Consider the following 19,836-nt stretch of genomic DNA (forward strand, 5'->3'; position numbering starts at 1 on the left):
TTCGTAATGCAAGTATTTTATTCCGGTGATAGAATGGTTAAGGACGTATTTAAGCTCAAAAAGGAAAGGATGAGATACGAATGATTACAGATATGACAGAGGGAAAGCCATTTCATGTACTGTGGCGCTTTACCATTCCCATGCTGGTCAGTGTCATGTTCCAGCAGTTTTATAATATTGTGGACAGTATTGTAGCAGGAAAATTTGTGGGAGTGGATGCGCTGGCAGCAGTAGGGGCATCGTACCCTATTACCATGATCTTCATGGCAGTTGCTACGGGACTGAACATTGGGTGTTCTGTTGTTATTTCCCTGTATTTTGGAGCCAGGGAATACGGGAAGATGAAATGCTGTGTCAGTACATCCCTTATATCCACTGTGGGTATTGCTGTGGTTTTGTCCGCATTTGGGTTTCTGTTCAGCAGTCCTCTGATGCGGCTTATGCATACGCCGCAGAATATCTTTGCAGATTCAGCCCTATACCTTAACATATATATAGGCGGCCTTATCTTTCTGTTTCTCTATAATATATGTACCGGTGTCTTTACCGCTTTGGGGGATTCCAGGACGCCTCTGTACTTTCTCATTGCCTCGTCTGTGGGTAATATTGTGCTGGACTTGGTGTTTGTGATAACCTTTCATATGGGCGTTGCGGGTGTAGCGTGGGCTACATTTCTGGCTCAGGGTGTCTCATCTCTGCTGGCGCTTGTAACACTGATGAGAAGGATGAATAGTGTAAAGACATCGGAACCTTATAAAAAATTTTCCTGGAGCATGGTGGGAAAAATAAGCAGGGTGGCAGTGCCTAGTATTCTGCAGCAGAGTTTTATATCGGTTGGAAATCTCTTTGTCCAGGGCCTGATCAACAGTTACGGTTCTGCAGTGGTTGCCGGGTATTCGGCTGGAATGAAAGTAAATACTTTTGCCATCACCTGTTTTTCAACACTTGGAAATGGTCTGTCCAGTTTTACGGCGCAGAATACAGGGGCGGGGAAAACAGAGCGCATCAGCCAGGGGTTCCGGGCCGGCGTACGGCTGGTCCTGTGTGTGGCGTTGCCTGCGTTTCTTTTGTTTTTTATCTTTGGGCCATCTGTTATTCAGCTTTTTATGAGTAAAGGCGGTGAGTCTGCTGCCCGGGTAGGCGTGGAATTTCTGCGGATCGTGTCTCCTTTTTATATGATCATATCTCTAAAACTCATAGCAGATGGGGTACTCAGAGGCTCCGGCAGTATGAAAGCTTTTATGATCTCCACATTTACGGACCTGGTCCTAAGGGTAGCGCTGGCTTTTGTACTATCCGTTCCTTTTGGTGCAGCAGGTATCTGGATGTCCTGGCCGGCGGGATGGATGATCGGTACGGGTATTTCCCTGTTTTTCTATTTTACAGGTGTATGGAAGAGGGAGAGCACTCTGTGATCCGGAAAGCCAGTTCTGTCTTGATCACTTCATTGGCTTTCATTCTGAGTGCACTTTTGTTCTCTATGGCGCCTGTCAGTCCTTTGGAAGAGTAGCTTGTCCAGGGCTCCAGGGCAAGGTTATAGGTTCTGCCGTACCACGGATACCCATCTGCTCCTCCGCATATGAGCCACATCCACAGATATGGAAACTGCTCTCCATCCCAGTTGAGACCGTAAGATAATCCCAGTTTTTTACTGGATACCTTGTACCAGGCATGTTTGGGAAATTCGGTTAGATATATCATATCTGCAGTTCCCTCGTTGGCCGGAGGAACTGCAGACAGATCAACCGTCTTGCAGTTTGCCTTTGACAGGGGCCATAAAAATTCACTGTCAGGTTCCAGCCTCTGGTTTTTAAAATCCTGCGGTTTTAGTGTGAAACCTTTTACTGCATTGGTGCTGATCATGCAGGTTTCATCCAGAAACGGTTTTCCCACTGTTGGATGATGTCCCCACATTAATTCCATAGGTTCTTTTGCCAGGTTTGTCAGTTTCTCTGACAGATAGATCACACTTTCAAAGGCCTTCAGGGTGATCCTCTTTTCAAGCCGGAAAGGAGAACGCAGGGTGCTGACAGAGAATACCACAGCTATCTCATCCTCTTCATCCCGAATGACCTGGAATTCCCAGGGAATATTTGAAATTTCTCCATGCATGCCTAAGCAGGCTCCTTTATAAAAGCATTCACTTCCGCCGTTGGGCAGGATTTCCTGCCAGCCTCCGGAGTTATGGTCAAGATAATTGCCAAGGCTGTTGCCTGTGGTGGAAATATAATCAGATTTGTGGTGGAGACGGACCGGGGAACGCCACATCAGATCAATATCCAGGGGTTTGTACAGCAGCTCAATGATATCTGTCCCGCGTTCTGTTAAAATGGTGAGCCGCAGCATCTGGTTTTCCATCACGACTGCCCTGTTTCCTTTTATTGTTATATCCGTTGTGATACGGCAGCCATAATTTCTGGAATTCATAGTTTTCCCCCATTTTTTACATTGGTTGTTATTTTCCGCAGGAAAGTTCTTTTAACTGTTCATAGGAGCCAAAAGTTCTGGCGGCTCTTATCAGTGCCTCCACATTTTCAGGTTTGGTGTTGGCGCCCAGAGCACAGCCTGAACTTAAAATCAATCCTCGTCCTTTTGTGGAAGTTATGACATTTCTGCACTGTTCCAGGACCTTTTCCGGTGTTCCCAGATACATGGGGTCACTGGGATTAATATTTCCCATCAATACCACATGGTCCGGTACCAGCTTTCTTGCTTTTCCCATGTCCAGTTTCCAGTCAACTTCCAAGATCCCGGCCCCTGTCTTTCCCATATCCTCAATAATACTTGTAGTATCTCCGCAGATATGAATGGAGTATGGTTTTTGATAACCCTGCAGTGCTTCTACCGTCTGTTTTTCATATGGAAATGCATATTTCCGATATAATTCCGGTGAGATCAGATTGGGGCTGGCGTAGGCATCTCCCATGCTGGTAGCATGTGCACCTGCCTCCAACTGGGCTTTGGCAAATCTTATATGTACTTTTACAGCCCAATCCATTGCCTCGTAAATAACTTCTTCATCTTCTGTCAGAAGATCCATCATGAAATCCTGGGTTCCCCTTAAAAGACTCAGCAGATTAAAGGGACCCTGATCCGCACGTCCCATGACAAAAACATGGTCACCGATGGCCTCTGTCACTCTGCTGGTAGTTTCCAGCCATTCTGGAAGTCTTCCGTCCTTTTTAGGGTCTGGTATCTTCAGATCGGGAATTTCCCTCAAGTCATTGACAGCAGGGTGATGTTCATCAACACAAGCTACATTATCATCACGAAAAAGCGCCCTGGCTCCACAAGCTTCGGCCAGAGCTGCATCGTCCACATCAATAACACATCCGTCATATCCATATTTTTCCTGGCTGATACAATGGCTTTTTGCCATTTTTTCAGGACACCTGTTTATTTTTCCGATATTGTAGCCTGCTGTTTTTGCACTGAACATAAATCCTTGGGGAATTACAGGCAGACAGTCAGGTGTCTGGCCTGCGAGAACAGCCTGCACTCTTTCTAATGACGTCATTTTCTTCATACGTTACCTTCTCCTTTTCATAAATATGGTTTCCGCCGTTTCTTCATTTTTATTTTGACAGAACATATCTGTTTCTATTTGGATTATATGATTATCAAATTCATCCCGCAATCACATCCATACACCGTATAAAATTGATAATTTTGTTTTTTGACTATATATAGCTATTTTTTGGAAAAATGTTAATTTTGTACGGCGTATGGATATGATTGCAATATATTTTTTGAATGCCTATAATGAGCTTGTAATTTAATACAATTGCGTTGACATATATCACGTATTTGTTGTGCAATTTAACGGAAACTTAAAAACAATACAAGTGTATATGCTGAAAAGCAGAAGGAGGAAAAAATGAAACACAAGAAAATGTTATGTATCTTTATGACAACAGCTCTGTTGGCATCCCTTACAGCCTGCGGAAGCAAACCGGCAGAAAGTTCCGGAAGCAGTACAGATAACAAAGCCCAGGATGAGGCAGAAGCAGCAGGTAACGTATCACTGAATTTTATTGTACAGGAAGTTGATTATGAACATGTAAAAGAAGCGATGCAGCCATATCTTGACGAACACAAAGATGTGGAGGTTGAACTTGTCAAGGTTGCCGACTTTACTGCCATGAACCAGAAAGTTCTGGCCTCACACCAGGCCAATGATGATTATGACTTGATATTTGTCAATCATGTAGATACGCTTGCCTTTTCAAAAGCAGGTATTTTAGAGCCATTAAATTCGTATACGGAAAAAGATGGAATCAACTACAGTGAGATCCTCTACCCTTCGCTGGTGGAATCCTGCACTTTTGACGGGACACAATATGCTGTTCCCATCAATACCGATACGCGGGTCATGGCAGTGAATAAAGATCTGTTTGAACAATATGGACAGGAGTATCCTACAACACAGGATGAAATGCTGAAGGCCGCAGCGGCTATGACGGCAGACGGCAATTATGGTTTTGTAAATTCCATGACAAGGAGTGCCTATGTTCCGGAATATGAGCAGGGAGTTTTCCTGATGGGACGAGGGGGAACTCTTTATGAGCTGGAAGGCGATAAGGCCGTTGCAAAGATAGACACTCCGGAAATGAAAGATTACCTGAATTTCAATCTGGAACTTCTCAACTATATGCCTAAGGATTGCCTGACTATGACAGAGGACGACGGACGAAAAGTATTCGCATCAGGCAAGGCGGGAATGTACATATTTGGGCCATGGGAATATTCCCTTCTTCCGGAATTGGATTTTACTTATGAACTGATCAATATTCCGGCGGGAGAAAAAGGCAGTGTATCTACCTCAGGGGGATATCACCTGGCGATTGGAAGCGGTTCCAAAAACAAAGAGGCAGCCTGGGATTTGATGAAATATCTCACCACATCAGCAGAACCAATGGCAAAACTTGCCGCAACTGCGCTTCCCACGATGGACAAGGCATTTGAGATCGCTCCTTATACAGATGAAAAATATGATGCCTTCCGTAAGCAGATGGAGTCTTCAGTGCTTCCGGAGATTCCGGTAGCTAACCTCAATGCCGTTGTGGAAGAATTCAATACTTATTGGAATGATGTTCTTTACGGAAAAGTTTCCGTGGATGATGCGTGTAAACAGGCGCAGGAAAGTGTTCAGGCGCTGCTGGACAAGAACCAGTAGACGTTTTCTTTGAATATGAAGACGGCCGCCCATGAAAAAGCGGCGGCCGTCTCCTGAAGTCCTATGAAAATTGCGGAGGTGGGAACTTTGAAACATAAGTATAAAAAAAGCGGCAGACTTTTCCCCTATTTGTTGGTGATACCTGGAATCCTTCTGCTTATGCTTATTATTTTTATGCCGTTTATACAGAACGTTTATTATAGTTTTACGGATTATTCTTTGTTAAATGCAGATAAGTCATTTATTGGCCTGCAAAATTACAAGGAACTGCTGCATGATAAGACATTTTTTGAAGCGCTTATGAAAAGTTTTATCTGGGTTGTACTGAATCTGATACTCCTGCTGGTGGTGGGATTGACTGCTGCTTTTATACAAAATTCAAAAAGGCTGAAAGGTTTGATCATCTTTCAGGCACTCCTGCTTCTTCCCTGGATTCTGCCGGAAGTGGTAACCGGATACACATGGAAGCTGCTGCTGTCATATCAGACCGGTCCATACTACAAGTTGTTGGAATTTCTACATATCATCACACCTGGCGCAGATATCTTTTCCAGTGATTTTGGCGCTATGATGGCCACTGTGATGGCAAATGTCTGGAGAAGTTTTCCTATTGTGGGGATCACTGTTTATGCCAAGCTTCAGACACTCTCCGCAGAGCAGATTGAAGCTGCGGTCATAGACGGGGCCAACCGGTTTGTGGTTTTCAGGGATATTGAACTTCCCCATATTACCACTGCTCTGATCTCTGTAGCCACACTTTGTTTTGTATGGACTTTTAATGCTTTCGGTATTATCCATGTGATGACAGGCGGAGGACCTGCAGGCGCAACGGAGACATTGCCCGTTCTGCTCCAGAAACAAGCCTTCCAGTTCTATGACTACTCTATGGCATCCTCATTTGCAGTTATGATGATCCTTATACTGCTGTTGATCGTGGTATTCATCAATTTACTGTTAAGCGGTGCCCGCAAAAAAATCAGTTCTTGATGCCGGTTATTAACTGTTCCGGCATTGTTTTATAGGAGGAGCCTTTATGCACTATATGAAAGAAAAAAAGGGATACACGGTTTTTCGGTATCTCATCTATATAGGACTTTTTGTGTTTCTGGTGTTTCCGCTTTACTGGATCATTTCTACATCCCTGCGGACGGATAAGGAGATTTTGTCCACGACAAGCTCTGTGATTCCCAGGACCTTTACATTTTCCCATTATGTGGATGCTTTTACTGAAGTAGATCTGCTGCTTAATCTGAAAAACAGTCTGATCGTCACATTTGTAACTTTGATCATCAGCCTCCTGGTAGGCCTTCTGATGGCGTACGCGTTTGCAAGAAAAAAATTTAAAGGCAAAAACACATTAAATGCCATGGTCCTTCTGACGCAGTTCATTCCTATGGTGGCCTATATTATTCCACTTTACCTGATCATGAGCCGTATGGGATTGATCAATACCCTGCCGTCTCTGTTTATCACTTATCTGGGACTTGCGTTCCCTATTGCTGTAGTCCTTTTGACAAACTACATTCAGGATGTTCCTTTTTCCCTGGAAGAGGCGGCAAGTATAGATGGATGTAATTCCTGGCAGACCATGTTTTATATTGTATTTCCTCTCGCCGCACCCGGTATCGTTTCCACTGCAATCTTTGTGTTCATAACCGTGTGGCAGGAGTACCTGGTGGCAGTGTCTTTTATTTCACAGGAGGAGCTGTACACCGTATCCATGGCCCTCACCAGTTTTCAGGGAGCCCATGGTACGGACTGGGGCGGCATCATGGCAGGAGCGGTAGTCATTTCCATTCCGGTGGTCATTTTGTTCCTTTCTTCCAAAAAAATGTTTGTTAATAATCTCACCGGAGGTGTAAAAGGCTGATGCAAAGTAGAAAAAAAATATATGTAACACATTCCGCACATCTGGATCTGTTCTGGATGGGCTCCATGGAACAATGTATGTCAGACGGTTCCAAAATTCTGAATGATGCAATCGAGGATCTGGGAGCTGATCAAAAAAAATATTTTATAATTGAATCTGTACGTTTTCTTGAATACTATCTGGACAAGTATCCGGAAAAAACAGAATTGGTCAAATCACTTTTGAAAACAGGCCAGCTTGAGGTGGGAGCATGCTACAGTGACCGGCTGGAAAATCATCATGACGGGGAATCCCTGGTCCGCAATGTCCAGTACGGTAAAAAGCTGCTGAAAAAATTGACCGGACATGATACCAGGATCGCAACGCATCCTGATTTACCGGGACTTACAGAACAGACACCTCAGATTTGTGAAAAAGCAGGTGTGGAGTATTATATTTTTGCCAGGGGATACTATGACGGCGGACGTTTCCGCTGGAAGGCACTTAACGAAAGTGCTGTTACTGCCTATAGTTATCCCATCCACTATACTTATTACGATTTTGAAAAACTTATGGAGAATATCCCAACAGTGGAGAAAGCCATACAGAGTGATAAGGTCCTAATCAGTTGTTCAGCAGGGGATTTGGGCCCTTATGATACTTTTATAAACGGAGAAGACAAACGGGTCAATCTGACAAAAATGCTGGAAGACTATAACAGGGGAGATCATCCATATGAGCTGGTCCTTGGAAATGCCTATGATACCCTGGAAAAGATGCCGAAAGTTACTTTGCCCTGTAATTTTGGAGAAAGTCCCTGCCGTTGGGGAACTTACGGTTCGGCAACTAACGTTTCCTCCTTCCATCAGGACAAAGAGCTGTCTGCCCGTCTGTGTGATGCGGAAAAACTGCTGGCGTTGTGCCGTTTGAAAGGGATTGACTGTACCGGATTAAAAATTTCCCATCCGTTTAAGAAAACTGCAAGCTCCCATGCAATCCGCAACTATTTTGATAAGAAGACAGAACCTTCCACATTAAATGAATGGATTGATTTTGCCTGGAGGCTTCAGGTGACCACACAGGATCATAATTATGGGGGAATTGGAGGAATTACCTCAGATTTTGACCGTCATGTGTACAAGACGTGTGCAATGGAGATTGTGGATTCTATTATTTCCTTTTGCACAGACCGGCTTGCCGCCAAGATTGGCAGCAGCGGGGATCTGGTCGTCTTTAATACTCTCAACTGGAACAGAAGCGGCAAAGTGTTTCTACAGGAAGATCTATCCGATTCCCGTGCTGCGGTAGATCCGGAAGGCAACTGCCTTCCAATCGTAACAACATCTGAAGGTTCTTATTTTGAGGCATCTGTTCCTTCTATGGGATACAGACGTTTTCAGCTTATTAATACTTCAGCCCGCAATACAGCCGGTAATATAGAGGAAACAGAACATGAGATCATCATGGAGAACAGCTATTACAAAATTACCGTAGACAAAGATCTGGGAGCTGTCACGGGGATCCTTGACAAAGATATGGATAAGGTATTGACCGGGGGATCATCCATCGGTATGATAGATGCCTTTCTGGATACTTCTGTGGATGTCCATGAGGTGCTTTACGAAAAACCTCTTATAGGGTCCACTAAAGACGCTGTAAAGACCATTACATATGGTGAAAATGATCTGTCTGCCTGGGTTTGTGTCACTACGGAAATTTGCAATTCAAAAGTAGAGCTTACAGTGACTCTCAGCAATCTGGATAAAGAGATTACGTTCACACCTGTTATTTACTGGACAGGAATGAAAGATGTACAGCTTAGGATGCATCTGGGCTTGGATACAGGTCTGGAAAGCCTGTACTACGGCGTTCCCTACGGCATTCAGAAATTTGGCCATTTTATGGAAGGAGCCAGCCCTGCCAACCCTCATGATGAGATCACAGATGCTCTTTTTGCAGAATACAGAGAAATCCAGGGATGGTTTGCTTTAGAACAAAACAACAGCGGGGTCAGTATCAGTACAAATCATTCTTCTTTTGCCTTTAAAAAAGAAAATGAAATCGAAGCTGTGTTGATCCGTACAGTACAAAGCTGCGGAGATTCCGATGTGACGATCTCCAATCACGGACGCCAGGAGTTCTATTTCCATCTGACCAGCTACTGTGGAGTTTCTGTTACGGAAGATGACAGCTTTTATAAAAAATCCTGGTCCTGCCAGCATCCTCTTTATGCGGCATCTGTGACTACCTCAGAACCGGAACTTCCTTCATCAGGAAACCTTCTGAAAGTGGGAGAGGATGGAATCCTTTCCGTTTTCGGTGAAGATAATGGTACTTATACGGCCAGATTTTTCTCTGTGAGCAATGCTCCGGGCACGATTTCCATCACCACCAGCCAGAATCCTATACCGCTGACTTCTGTAGATCTACTTGGAAATGTCTCGGATGAGGACCTTTCTTTATTAAACGGTGATATTAAAACAGTAACTTTTTCATCTGAAGATATCTGACGATCATAAAACAGAGACCGGAAAAATTTATTCATTCCGGGCTCTGTTTTTATATTCGCTGGGTGTACAGGATGTAAATTTTTTAAATACTGCTGCAAAATAACTGCTGCTGCTAAAGCCGAGCTGCATGGCAATTTCCGTCTTCGACATACCTTCCAGGAGCAGAGTTTTTGCAGATTCCACTTTCTGCTGGTTGATGAAGCATCTGGGAGACACACCCAGTTGATCTTTGAATTTCTGTTTGAACTGGGAAATGGAAAGCCCGCAGTAATCAGCCAGTTCCTCAAGCAGCAGTTCCTGTGTTAAATTGTCCAGTATATAGTCCAAGGCCAGAGCAATATCACCGGTAAGATTCACTCCGCTTCTTTTGGAATGCTCAATTACCATATTCAGAAAAACTACCAGACATGCTGCTGCTCTGTACTTATTCTCTCCGGACTCCCCTAAAATGAAAGCTTTCTTTATCAGCTTTTTTAAGTCTTTATCATCACTGTGAATCACATGTCCCTCTATGGCTTTCAGACGTTCCACCAAATCTTCCCCTGCTTCTTCATTTAAAAATAACAGATTTTGGATATGGCTGATATCCATCTGCAGCCAGTAAAATTCTCCTCTGGACAGGGGCATTTCATTGGAACTGTGTATTTCTCCGGGAGGAGTCACAAAAACATCTCCTCCGGATACTTTATATTTTTTTCCGGATGCCTGAAGAAAAAAAGTGCCTTCTGCGATGACCATGAATTCAAAAGCATTTTCATGAAAATGAAGAACCAGGGGTTCGGTTGCCGTGGACATAACATGATGACCAAGTACACGAAGTCCGGGGATTGCCAGTTGTTCCTGTGTCAGCACCACTCGCTTTTGAGATACATAATATTCATCACTCCATTTGACAGGGATATTCATCAGGGAGCCTCCTCTCCATGCAAAATCAATAGTTTTTGCCCAAACCCACAGAACAGAGGTATGGAACTGACTACTATTTTACCAAATGTTTTCCATTATTTCAAACAGTCAGTATTCATCGCCAAGTGTTTTGTTACTATTCAGCCTTTCGGCTTCATAGCAGCAAAAGCATGCACACAGACTGCGCAAACCGCAGTCCGGCGCGTGGCTGCCTGGGGATTGCCATGCAAATGTATGGCAACACCTCGCGGGACAGTGGTAGGCTGAACTGTTACAGTGTTTTACCATAAAAAAGGAACCGCCAATAGGCAGAGCTATTTCAGGATTTTTTTGTGCAAAAAAGTGCACAAATTGTACTAGGACTTTTTGTGAATTTATTGTAATTGACAAAATGGAAATACTTGGGTAATATAATATTAAACATAGTTTATAAATGTTGTTTAAAAATTAGAAAAGGAGAAAAAACTATGGCAAAAAAAATGTTTACAACAATCTACGGACGTAACCTGATCGGTGAGCTGAAGAACATTGTGCAGAGACCTTACCTGGTAGTGACAATGGAGGACTTATGGGAGAAATTCAAAGATGAGTTTGATGACGACTGCATTGTACACTTTGTAAAGACCCTGGAGTACGACGAGATCATGGCAAACATCGAAAAACTCCCCAAGTTTGAAGCAGTCATCGGAATGGGCGGCGGACAGGCAGTAGACTACGCAAAGACAGTGGCCTGGAAGACACATATGCCTTTATTCCAGGTACCGACCTCCATTGCCACAAACGCAGTGTTCGGACACCGTGCAGGCCTGAGATTTGACAGTGTTGTAAAATACGTGGGCTATGTGGAGCCTGTAGCAGTCTATGTGGACTATGATGTGATCCAGAGCGGTCCCAAAGCCCTGAACAGAAGCGGTGTCTGCGATGTGCTCTGTTACAACAACTCCCTGTTTGACTGGAAATACGCGGCAGACCAGGGCAAATGTGAGGAAAAATGGCCGTATGACCAGGAGATGGCAGACGAGGTAAGAGAAGTGTTCCAGTCCGTGGTAGACAACATGGATGACATCTATGCACTGAATGAAAAAGGGATCCGTGTACTGACAGAGGGGCTTAGATGGGGCGGTGCAGCCTTCCACAACAATGGCTGGAACCCAAGACCTATAGAGGGAAGCGACCACTTCTTATTCTACACACTGGAATACATGACAAAGAAAAAATTCATCCACGGCCAGCCGGTATGCCTGGGTATCTTTGTAGGTTCCGCAATGGGAGGAAATGACCCGGACGGGATCCTGGATATCATCCACAGGGCAGGCGTGGAGATCAGGCCGGAAGGAATGGGGATCACCTGGGATGACGTATTTGCAGCGATCAAGAATGAGAAAGCGTTCCTGGAGAGCCACGGATACTGGTACACAGTAGTCAATGACTTCCAGGTGACAGACGAGTTCTGCCAGATGATCAAAGACAAAGTAATCGCAAAATACGGTGAGTGGGAAGCAAAATAAAAAGAATACCGGCATATAAAAGAGGCGCGTTTTGCAGGACGGCAGCCAGACTTCTACAAAGGTATTCTTATAAAATTAATTATACATAAAAAATAGAAAAAATCAACTTCAAAATAAAATAAGGTAACAGAAGATTCGGTGCGGGCTGGCGCGGGTCTTCGGGACATTACATCAGCGGACAGTGAATCTTCTCTTACCAGATATGAAAAGGGGGTATTATATGTCTCAGGATGGTTTAGCAATGCCGTTAGATGGTAAGAAAGATCCTTATGATATAGACTTTACATCCACAACCGCCAAGGTACCGTGGTATGACAAAATTATACACAGTATGTACGGGGCATACAGCTTTAATGTTTCCTGGGTTATATTTGGATATTATCTGGTGTATTTTTACACGGATGTGGTGGGACTCAGTGCCACAGTTGCCGGTTCCATCATGTTATTTGCCCGGGTAGCAGACTGCTTCACAGATTTGTGGGTGGGATATATGCTGGACAATGTATGTTACAAATGGGGACGTTACCGTTCCTGGGCAATTTTCGGGATCATACCGTTGTTCCTTCTGTTTATCGGCGTATTCACAGCTCTGCCGGTGGAGAGCACAGGACTGAAGGTGGCTTGGGCGGCAGTGTGTTACGGATGCTTTGGTTCTATCGGTGCCACATTCTCTTTCATGCCGCAGATCGCACAGTTCTGCAACATGACCAGAAACCCAAGAGAACGGGAGACAATTGCCATTGTTAAAAGTCTCTGTACCAACCTGGCACAGGTGGCAGCCGCCGCACTCTTCATGCCGCTGGTAAAAATATTCGGCGGCAACAGCGGAAACGAGGCACAGGGATTCTTCTGGGCAGCATTTGCGATCGGTCTGACCGTAATGTTATTCCAGATACTGAATGCGCAGATGACTAAGAAATACGAGTTGAACAGGGATGGCACCTGCCGGGAGCACTTGAAACAGGTGGAACATGAGCCTATGTTTGCACAGTTAAAGAGCTTTGGAAAGAACAGGCCGGCCATCATCTTACAGATCGGTGAAGTCCTCAAACAGGTTATGCAGGCTATAAAAAACGGTATGATCATTTACATTTTCATCTATTTCCTGGGACTGGAGGATTTTTACTCGGTAGCCATGTTCGCTTACACCATAGCGCTGATGCTGGGAGTTTTCCTGATGAAGCCGTTTATACGGCTGTTTAAGGATACCAGCCGCGCATACATGATCTGTATGGCATCCAGCGCAGTATTCAGCATTGCACTGTTTTTCGCCTGCAGCATTTATGGGCCGGCGGGAGCTTCACAGTCTATGCAGTTCGGGCTGCTCTTTGCAATGTTTATCATCAACGGAATATTGAGCGGCGCATACTATTCTTTCTCCAATGTTATGATACCCGCAACGGTTGATTACGGCGAGTGGAAGAACGGCAAAGGACAGGCCGGAGTAGTATCTGCAGTAAACGGATTCTGTATCACCATCGGCGCTGCACTGGGGGCACAGATCATGGGTATCCTGCTGGACGGCTCCGGATATGTAGCCAACCAGACACAGAGTGACGGAACCATCCGTTCCCTGTTGATCCTGGCTTTTGTAATACCGGCAGTTGTTACACTTGTACATATGGTCCTTCAGATGTTCTACGGACTCAGTGATAAAAAGCTGGAAGCATGTATGGTAGATGTAAGAGCAAGAAGAGCGGAAAAAGCAGCAAAAGAAGCACAGGCTGCAGCAGAAAAACAAAACTGACAATAAGAATTATTTCGTAACTATTCAGTAGGTTTGCGCATTTACTGCGCCGACCGTAAGAAAACCTTGAGCTGCAAGCAAAAATCCCATCGCCGAAGGCGATTCTGCAAGGATTTTTGTCCGTAACTGGGAAGTACTGAACAGTTACATTATTTCATAGAAAAAGGAGATTAAGATCATGGCAAAAAAAATGTTTACAACAATCTACGGACGCAATTTAATTGGCGAACTGAAAAATATCGTACAGAGACCTTACCTGGTAGTGACAATGGAAGACTTATGGGAAAAATTCAAAGATGAGTTTGATGACGACTGCATTGTACACTTTGTAAAGACCCTGGAGTACGACGAGATCATGGCAAACATCGAAAAACTTCCCAAGTTTGAAGCAGTCATCGGAATGGGCGGCGGACAGGCAGTAGACTACGCAAAGACAGTAGCCTGGAAGACACATATGCCTTTATTCCAGGTACCGACCTCCATTGCCACAAACGCAGTGTTCGGACACCGTGCAGGCCTGAGATTTGACAGTGTTGTAAAATACGTGGGCTATGTGGAGCCGGTAGCAGTCTATGTGGACTATGATGTGATCCAGAGCGGTCCCAAAGCCCTGAACAGAAGCGGTGTCTGTGATGTGCTCTGCTACAACAATTCCCTGTTTGACTGGAAATACGCGGCTGATCAGGGCAAATGTGAGGAAAAATGGCCGTATGACCAGGAGATGGCAGACGAGGTAAGAGAAGTGTTCCAGTCCGTGGTAGACAACATGGATGACATCTATGCACTGAATGAAAAAGGGATCCGCGTACTGACAGAGGGGCTTAGATGGGGCGGTGCAGCCTTCCACAACAATGGCTGGAACCCAAGACCTATAGAGGGAAGCGACCACTTCTTATTCTACACACTGGAATACATGACAAAGAAAAAATTCATCCACGGCCAGCCGGTATGCCTGGGTATCTTTGTAGGTTCCGCAATGGGAGGAAATGACCCGGACGGGATCCTGGATATCATCCACAGGGCAGGCGTGGAGATCAGGCCGGAAGGAATGGGGATCACCTGGGATGACGTATTTGCAGCGATCAAGAATGAGAAAGCGTTCCTGGAGAGCCACGGATACTGGTACACAGTAGTCAATGACTTCCAGGTGACAGACGAGTTCTGCCAGATGATCAAAGACAAAGTAATCGCAAAATACGGTGAGTGGGAAGCAANTGACCCGGACGGGATCCTGGATATCATCCACAGGGCAGGCGTGGAGATCAGGCCGGAAGGAATGGGGATCACCTGGGATGACGTATTTGCAGCGATCAAGAATGAGAAAGCGTTCCTGGAGAGCCACGGATACTGGTACACAGTAGTCAATGACTTCCAGGTGACAGACGAGTTCTGCCAGATGATCAAAGACAAAGTAATCGCAAAATACGGTGAGTGGGAAGCAAGATAATATCTGTACAGAGAGACGATAGAGGTAGCTATATGAAGATTTATAAGGCTGAAAATTATGATAAATTAAGCGAAAGAGCAGCATCCATCATAGGGGCGGAGGTGGTGTCCAACCCGGAGTGTGTGCTGGGTCTTGCAACAGGATCTACCCCTGTCGGAACATATGGATACCTTAAAAAATGGTACCATGCGGGGCTGCTGGATTTCACCGGGGTGAGATCCATGAACCTGGACGACTACAAAGGGCTGAAACCGGATAATGAACAGGGGTATTACTACTTTATGAAGCAGAATCTGTTTCAGGATATTAATATAAAGCCGGAAAATACCCACATACCGGACAGTATGGAAACTGATAGTGAAAAGGCATGCAGTGACTATGAGAGGACCATAGAGGAATCCGGAGGTGTAGACCTGCAGCTTCTGGGGCTTGGACACAATGGTCATATTGGTTTTAACGAGCCGGGGGAGATATTTGAAAAAAACTGCCATTGTGTCACCCTGGCAGCCAGCACGGTTGAGGCGAACAAACGCTTTTTTGAAAGAGCGGAGGATGTGCCCTCCCAGGCATATACCATGGGGATCGGCACCATCATGAGGGCAAAAAAGATCCTGCTGCTTGTGAGCGGAAAAGATAAGTCAGGTATCCTGAACCGGGTCATCAACGGCCCCGTAACACCCAAGGTACCCGCGTCTATATTACAGTTTCATCCGGATGTGACCATCATCGCAGACAAGGATGCCCTGTCAGAGGTAGATCTGCAGGAGAGAAAAGGGAGGACCATATATGAATAAGATCATTGAAAAAGATAAAAAATATTTGATCCAGTGCTATACCACAGATGATATTGCGTTTACCAACGCAAAAGGAATGTATCTGTATGACAGTGAGGGAAAGAAATACTTGGATTTCTCAGGTCAGTTCTCAGCGTGCAGCCTGGGACACGGCAATGAGGAAATGATCGGGGCTTTAAAAGACCAGCTTGAAAAGATCGTGTCTGTGACGTCCTGCTTCGCAACAGAGGAGAGAGCAGCACTTGCTGAAAAAATGATTGAAATCTCCCCGGAAGGCCTGGACAAAGTTATGTTTGGGTGTACAGGTTCAGATGCCAATGAGTTTGCCCTGAAACTGGCAAAATACTACAGAGGCGGAGGAAGGATCATCTCCTTCCGCCGCGGATTCCACGGCTCCACCGCAGGTGCGGCAGCCGCTACAGGAAAATCGGAGATGATACAGGAGAACTCCGGTATCTCAGAACTTCTCCCAAGAGGGTTTGTACATTCTGCTCCGCCCTACTGCTACCACTGTGATTTTGGCAAGGAGCCGGGAACCTGTGGACTGCAGTGTCTGAAGTATTTGGAGCAGACCATGCTCCATGAGGGCGGCGACAAGATCGCGGCAGTGATCTCAGAGCCTATCTTCGCAGCAGGCGGTGTCATTGTTCCTCCAAAGGGATTCTGGAAAGGTGTCAGAGAGCTGTGTGACAAGTACGGCGCGCTCCTGATCTTTGATGAGGTAGTTACCGGTATTGGACAGACAGGTACCATGTTCGCATGTCAGTATGAGGGTGTGACCCCTGATATCCTGGTAACAGGCAAAGCATTGACCAGCGGATATGTTCCGGGTTCTGCTGTCCTCTGCAGAAAAGAAATCGGTGAGGCAATGAGCAAGATCAACCTTCACGGACATACCCATTCCTGCTATCCGCTGACATGCCGCAGTGCTCTGAAAAATATTGAGATCATTGAGCGTGACGGTCTTGTGGAGAACAGCCGTGTGGTAGGTGACTATCTGCACAGCAGGCTTTTAGAGCTGAAGGATAAATATCCGGTCATCAAAGATGTCCGGGGCCGGGGACTTCTGCAGGGTATGGAACTGGAGGGAACACCTACAGAGGATAAATATGTCCTCGGTCAGGAATTCTATGAATCTATGCTGCGGGGAGGACTGGTCACCGAGCTGGAGAGCAGGAAAAACCTGGAGAATGTAGTTGTGGTCATGCATCCGGCACTGATCACATCTAAGGAAAATGTGGATGAGGCAGTAGCTGTCATTGAGAAATCTCTCATAGAATGTTTGAAATAGCAGACATTATCCGTTACAATAAAGAAAATTATAACGGTGAAGCCACAAAACAGTGAAATAATATTAAGGAAGTGATTTCGATGACTATAGATGCAGATAAAAAACAGACGCTGACAGTCAGCACCATCAGAAATGTGAATGTTGTGAACATAATGCAGAGTATTTTAAGAGACAGGACCAAGACCAGAAGCGAACTGGCTAAAGAAAACCATATCAGTGTCATGACGGTTAAGCATATTGTGGATGACCTGATCGCAGGAGGTATCCTTGTGGAAAAAGTCTGCGGCGGCAGTGATGTGGGCAGAAAACCAAAAGCACTTGAGATAAATGAAAAGTTCGGCAATATTGTATGCATCAATCTGACATCTGTAGATGAGATCAGTTTCCTCATATATGATATCTATGAGGCACCGGAGGCAGAGCAGACACTGGAATTTGACCAAAAATGCACCTACAGGGAAAATCTCCTGCGTGCGGTTGGACTGATAAAGGAAAAGCTTGCGGCTTTGCATACAGTTACGGTGGGGATCGCAGTGTTTGTTCCCAGTGCCTATTATGAAAATGTTGACCTGGTTAATTATGACCTCATAGCTGACTTTAAGGACCTGCATATAAAACAATTGTTTGCGGAAGCCTTTGGGATCGGTAATATTCTGGTTCTCCACGACGTGGTACCGGCTGCATGGTCGGAATATGAGAGTATGGATTCTGAATCAGACAGCCAGTTCTATTTTTACTGCGGTCATGGTGTGGGAGGTTTCTTCATCCACAGAGGCACCGCGGTCATGGGACAGGAGCTCATGGCCGGTGAGGTGGGAAAGATGCTTTTGCTTACAGACAGTGCAGGGAAAAAATATACCACATTTGAGGATATGATCTCTGTATCGGTCCTGAACCAGAAACTTCGTGAAGCGGGAATTGATAAGAAGTTCAAAGAGGTGATCCGCACCTATGAGGAGCAGGGGGAGGAAGCAAAGAGGGTTGTGGATGAGGCGCTGGATGTCATTGTCAGGGTCCTGTACAATCTGCTGTGGGTATATAACCCGGGAACTCTGGTTGTGGACAGCTGCTACAGTGACTACAGCAGGCTTATCATGACACGTTTCCAGGAATTTGTGGAATCTCTGGAGAATGAGGCTATACCCATCCATGTGGAAGTCCGTCAGGCCTTGTATGATGAGTATCATATGATGCGCGGCTGCTTTCATATGGTGAGAGATGCCTGGGTGGATGAGATCTATAATTAACTGTGATAATTCGGAACAGTTACGAAGAAAGAAGAGAAGTGGAGAATGAATAATGTAATGATCGGCATTGATCTGGGTGGGACAAATCTCCGCATCGGGGCTGTGACCCCGGACAATGAGATGAAGGATCCTTCTGTCATCAAAAGCTTTTACATTGCCAATGCCCACAATCCTGTGAAGAAGCTCTGTGAGATCATTGAGAAGTACAGGGTTTCCAATGGAATTGAGAACATAGATGCTGTATCCATCGGTGTTCCCTCCTCCGTCTCAAATGATAAGGAAACGGTCATCTGTACTACCAATATAAGAAACAGTGCAGGGGAGGTCGTATTTCATAACAGGAATATTGCGGCTGAGATGAGGGAGTATTTTGAAGTTCCGGTATTTGTGAACAATGATGTGAACAACCTCCTTCAGTATGATGTGGCGGTAAACCACCTGGAAAACGACAAAATAGTGGTTGGCATCTATATCGGTACAGGCGTGGGCGCCTCTGTGATCATTGACGGAAGACCCCTGGAGGGCAAGGACGGAGCAGAGCTTGACCTGGGCCACATTCCTTATTATAAGGGAAATGACCCGTGCAGTTGCGGGAAGAAGGGCTGCTGTGAGTGTTATGCATCGGGCTGGAGGCTGCAGCAGATAAGAGAGCAGTATTATCCGGATACCATGATACAGGACATGTTCACATTACATAGGGATGAGGAACCTCTGAGGGAGTTTGTAGATGCGTGTGCGCATGTATACGCTGTCATGGCTACCATATTCAACCCGGATTCCCTTGTGGTGGGCGGCGGTGTTATGGAGATGAAGGATTTCCCGCGGGAAGTATTTGAAAAAGCGGTAAATGAGAAGGTGGGCACTGATGTGATGGGATACGGTTTCCGGTATGTATATTCTGAGGAAGATGTGGGAAAGGGTGTCATAGGCGCAGCCGTGTTTGCCAGAAACAAGATACAGGAAGAGTGTCAGAGAGAGAAAAAGATAAGCTGACACGTTTTTAGCCGGAGCTGCCGGATCGGCGGCAGCCCGGCATACTGGAAGGAGGAAGAGGGATGATTACATTCCCGGTTAATTTAAGAGATGTAAATGAGGTCATAGATTTTGTGAACCTGGCCAATAAGATTGACTGCGATGTGGATTTAAAATACGGAAGCTGCATTTACGATGCCAAATCGGTTATCAGCGCAATGTTGATCAGCGCGGCCCATTCCATTGTCATGCAGGTACATGCGGACCGTGAGGATGAGCTTATGATCAAGGAAAGATTTGAAAAATATATCTGCGCATAAAACCCGCAGCCCGGACTTAGAAAAGAAATGGGAAAAGCAGAATAATGACAGAAAACAAAGAGTAAAAGG

General features: G+C 45.3%; 16 protein-coding genes. 13 read left to right on the plus strand and 3 right to left on the minus strand.

The genetic code is table 11. The features are described 5' to 3' along the window. Nucleotides 1-80 precede the first annotated feature (80 nt). Entirely contained in the window at nt 81-1,415 is a 1,335-nt protein-coding gene (locus C6P39_RS09730; protein ID WP_104803628.1) for an MATE family efflux transporter, read from the plus strand. Here the strand turns inward: C6P39_RS09730 and C6P39_RS09735 are convergent. Together C6P39_RS09735 and C6P39_RS09740 are read right to left on the minus strand one after the other, a co-directional pair. Further along, complete coding sequence (locus C6P39_RS09735) at nt 1,381-2,427, minus strand: aldose 1-epimerase (protein ID WP_104803629.1); 1,047 nt, start codon at nt 2,425-2,427, stop codon at nt 1,381-1,383. The two genes, C6P39_RS09730 and C6P39_RS09735, sit on opposite strands and share 35 nt — an antisense overlap. Before the next feature lie 28 nt (nt 2,428-2,455). Further along, complete coding sequence (locus C6P39_RS09740; RefSeq protein WP_104803630.1) at nt 2,456-3,526, minus strand: uroporphyrinogen decarboxylase family protein; 1,071 nt, start codon at nt 3,524-3,526, stop codon at nt 2,456-2,458. Nucleotides 3,527-3,877: 351 nt separating this feature from the next. Here C6P39_RS09740 and C6P39_RS09745 point away from each other — a divergent pair, with 351 nt between their 5' ends. The 4 genes from C6P39_RS09745 (at nt 3,878) to C6P39_RS09760 (ending at nt 9,535) form a co-directional block, all read left to right on the plus strand. After that, the gene (locus C6P39_RS09745; protein ID WP_104803631.1) at nt 3,878-5,176 is read left to right on the plus strand and encodes an ABC transporter substrate-binding protein; all 1,299 of its coding nucleotides are present in this window, start codon (nt 3,878-3,880) and stop codon (nt 5,174-5,176) included. Between the two features lie 87 nt (nt 5,177-5,263). Beyond that, nucleotides 5,264-6,163 (plus strand): carbohydrate ABC transporter permease, encoded by a 900-nt coding sequence (locus C6P39_RS09750; protein ID WP_158661519.1) that lies wholly within the window; start codon nt 5,264-5,266, stop codon nt 6,161-6,163. Nucleotides 6,164-6,209: 46 nt separating this feature from the next. Next, on the plus strand, nt 6,210-7,046 hold the full coding sequence (locus C6P39_RS09755) for a carbohydrate ABC transporter permease (RefSeq protein ID WP_104803633.1): 837 nt from the start codon (nt 6,210-6,212) through the stop codon (nt 7,044-7,046). Continuing rightward, nucleotides 7,046-9,535, plus strand: coding sequence for a glycoside hydrolase family 38 N-terminal domain-containing protein (locus C6P39_RS09760; RefSeq protein ID WP_104803634.1), 2,490 nt, complete (start codon nt 7,046-7,048; stop codon nt 9,533-9,535). Before C6P39_RS09755 ends, C6P39_RS09760 begins: the two co-directional genes overlap by 1 nt. A 27-nt stretch (nt 9,536-9,562) precedes the next feature. Here the strand turns inward: C6P39_RS09760 and C6P39_RS09765 are convergent, their stop codons facing one another. After that, entirely contained in the window at nt 9,563-10,441 is an 879-nt protein-coding gene (locus C6P39_RS09765; RefSeq protein WP_104803635.1) for an AraC family transcriptional regulator, read from the minus strand. Between the two features lie 467 nt (nt 10,442-10,908). On the opposite strand from C6P39_RS09765, the gene C6P39_RS09775 reads away from it, so the two are divergent. The 8 genes from C6P39_RS09775 to C6P39_RS09815 all read left to right on the plus strand — a co-directional run bounded on the left by C6P39_RS09775 (nt 10,909) and on the right by C6P39_RS09815 (nt 19,767). Beyond that, nucleotides 10,909-11,949: an iron-containing alcohol dehydrogenase gene (locus C6P39_RS09775; RefSeq protein ID WP_104803637.1), complete on the plus strand. Its 1,041-nt coding sequence runs from the start codon at nt 10,909-10,911 to the stop codon at nt 11,947-11,949. A 220-nt stretch (nt 11,950-12,169) separates the two neighbouring features. Next, on the plus strand, nt 12,170-13,696 hold the full coding sequence (locus tag C6P39_RS09780) for an MFS transporter (RefSeq protein ID WP_158661520.1): 1,527 nt from the start codon (nt 12,170-12,172) through the stop codon (nt 13,694-13,696). Between the two features lie 268 nt (nt 13,697-13,964). Continuing rightward, entirely contained in the window at nt 13,965-15,143 is a 1,179-nt protein-coding gene (locus tag C6P39_RS09785) for an iron-containing alcohol dehydrogenase (RefSeq protein ID WP_456318621.1), read from the plus strand. A 32-nt stretch (nt 15,144-15,175) separates the two neighbouring features. Next, nucleotides 15,176-15,937 carry a glucosamine-6-phosphate deaminase gene (nagB, locus tag C6P39_RS09795; RefSeq protein ID WP_104803639.1) on the plus strand — a complete coding sequence of 254 codons (762 nt, stop codon included), beginning with the start codon at nt 15,176-15,178 and terminating at the stop codon, nt 15,935-15,937. Further along, nucleotides 15,930-17,228 carry an aminotransferase family protein gene (locus C6P39_RS09800; RefSeq protein ID WP_104803640.1) on the plus strand — a complete coding sequence of 433 codons (1,299 nt, stop codon included), beginning with the start codon at nt 15,930-15,932 and terminating at the stop codon, nt 17,226-17,228. The genes nagB and C6P39_RS09800 overlap by 8 nt, the downstream gene beginning before the upstream one ends. An 80-nt stretch (nt 17,229-17,308) precedes the next feature. Next, complete coding sequence (locus C6P39_RS09805; RefSeq protein ID WP_104803641.1) at nt 17,309-18,475, plus strand: ROK family protein; 1,167 nt, start codon at nt 17,309-17,311, stop codon at nt 18,473-18,475. Nucleotides 18,476-18,520: 45 nt separating this feature from the next. After that, nucleotides 18,521-19,468, plus strand: coding sequence for an allose kinase (gene alsK, locus C6P39_RS09810; protein WP_104803642.1), 948 nt, complete (start codon nt 18,521-18,523; stop codon nt 19,466-19,468). Between the two features lie 62 nt (nt 19,469-19,530). Next, complete coding sequence (locus C6P39_RS09815; protein ID WP_104803643.1) at nt 19,531-19,767, plus strand: HPr family phosphocarrier protein; 237 nt, start codon at nt 19,531-19,533, stop codon at nt 19,765-19,767. The last annotated feature ends 69 nt before the right edge of the window (nt 19,768-19,836 follow it).

Source organism: Blautia marasmi, assembly GCF_900258535.1.
Taxonomy (GTDB): domain Bacteria; phylum Bacillota; class Clostridia; order Lachnospirales; family Lachnospiraceae; genus Blautia; species Blautia hominis.

Excerpts from the sequence above, each read along its gene's own strand:
- C6P39_RS09730 (WP_104803628.1), top strand. The coding sequence starts at position 81 with ATGATTACAGATATGACAGAGGGAAAGCCATTTCATGTACTGTGGCGC.
- C6P39_RS09735 (WP_104803629.1), bottom strand. The coding sequence starts at position 2,427 with ATGAATTCCAGAAATTATGGCTGCCGTATCACAACGGATATAACAATA.
- C6P39_RS09740 (WP_104803630.1), bottom strand. The coding sequence starts at position 3,526 with ATGAAGAAAATGACGTCATTAGAAAGAGTGCAGGCTGTTCTCGCAGGC.
- C6P39_RS09745 (WP_104803631.1), top strand. The coding sequence starts at position 3,878 with ATGAAACACAAGAAAATGTTATGTATCTTTATGACAACAGCTCTGTTG.
- C6P39_RS09755 (WP_104803633.1), top strand. The coding sequence starts at position 6,210 with ATGCACTATATGAAAGAAAAAAAGGGATACACGGTTTTTCGGTATCTC.
- C6P39_RS09760 (WP_104803634.1), top strand. The coding sequence starts at position 7,046 with ATGCAAAGTAGAAAAAAAATATATGTAACACATTCCGCACATCTGGAT.
- C6P39_RS09765 (WP_104803635.1), bottom strand. The coding sequence starts at position 10,441 with ATGAATATCCCTGTCAAATGGAGTGATGAATATTATGTATCTCAAAAG.
- C6P39_RS09775 (WP_104803637.1), top strand. The coding sequence starts at position 10,909 with ATGGCAAAAAAAATGTTTACAACAATCTACGGACGTAACCTGATCGGT.
- C6P39_RS09780 (WP_158661520.1), top strand. The coding sequence starts at position 12,170 with ATGTCTCAGGATGGTTTAGCAATGCCGTTAGATGGTAAGAAAGATCCT.
- nagB (WP_104803639.1), top strand. The coding sequence starts at position 15,176 with ATGAAGATTTATAAGGCTGAAAATTATGATAAATTAAGCGAAAGAGCA.
- C6P39_RS09800 (WP_104803640.1), top strand. The coding sequence starts at position 15,930 with ATGAATAAGATCATTGAAAAAGATAAAAAATATTTGATCCAGTGCTAT.
- C6P39_RS09805 (WP_104803641.1), top strand. The coding sequence starts at position 17,309 with ATGACTATAGATGCAGATAAAAAACAGACGCTGACAGTCAGCACCATC.
- alsK (WP_104803642.1), top strand. The coding sequence starts at position 18,521 with ATGAATAATGTAATGATCGGCATTGATCTGGGTGGGACAAATCTCCGC.
- C6P39_RS09815 (WP_104803643.1), top strand. The coding sequence starts at position 19,531 with ATGATTACATTCCCGGTTAATTTAAGAGATGTAAATGAGGTCATAGAT.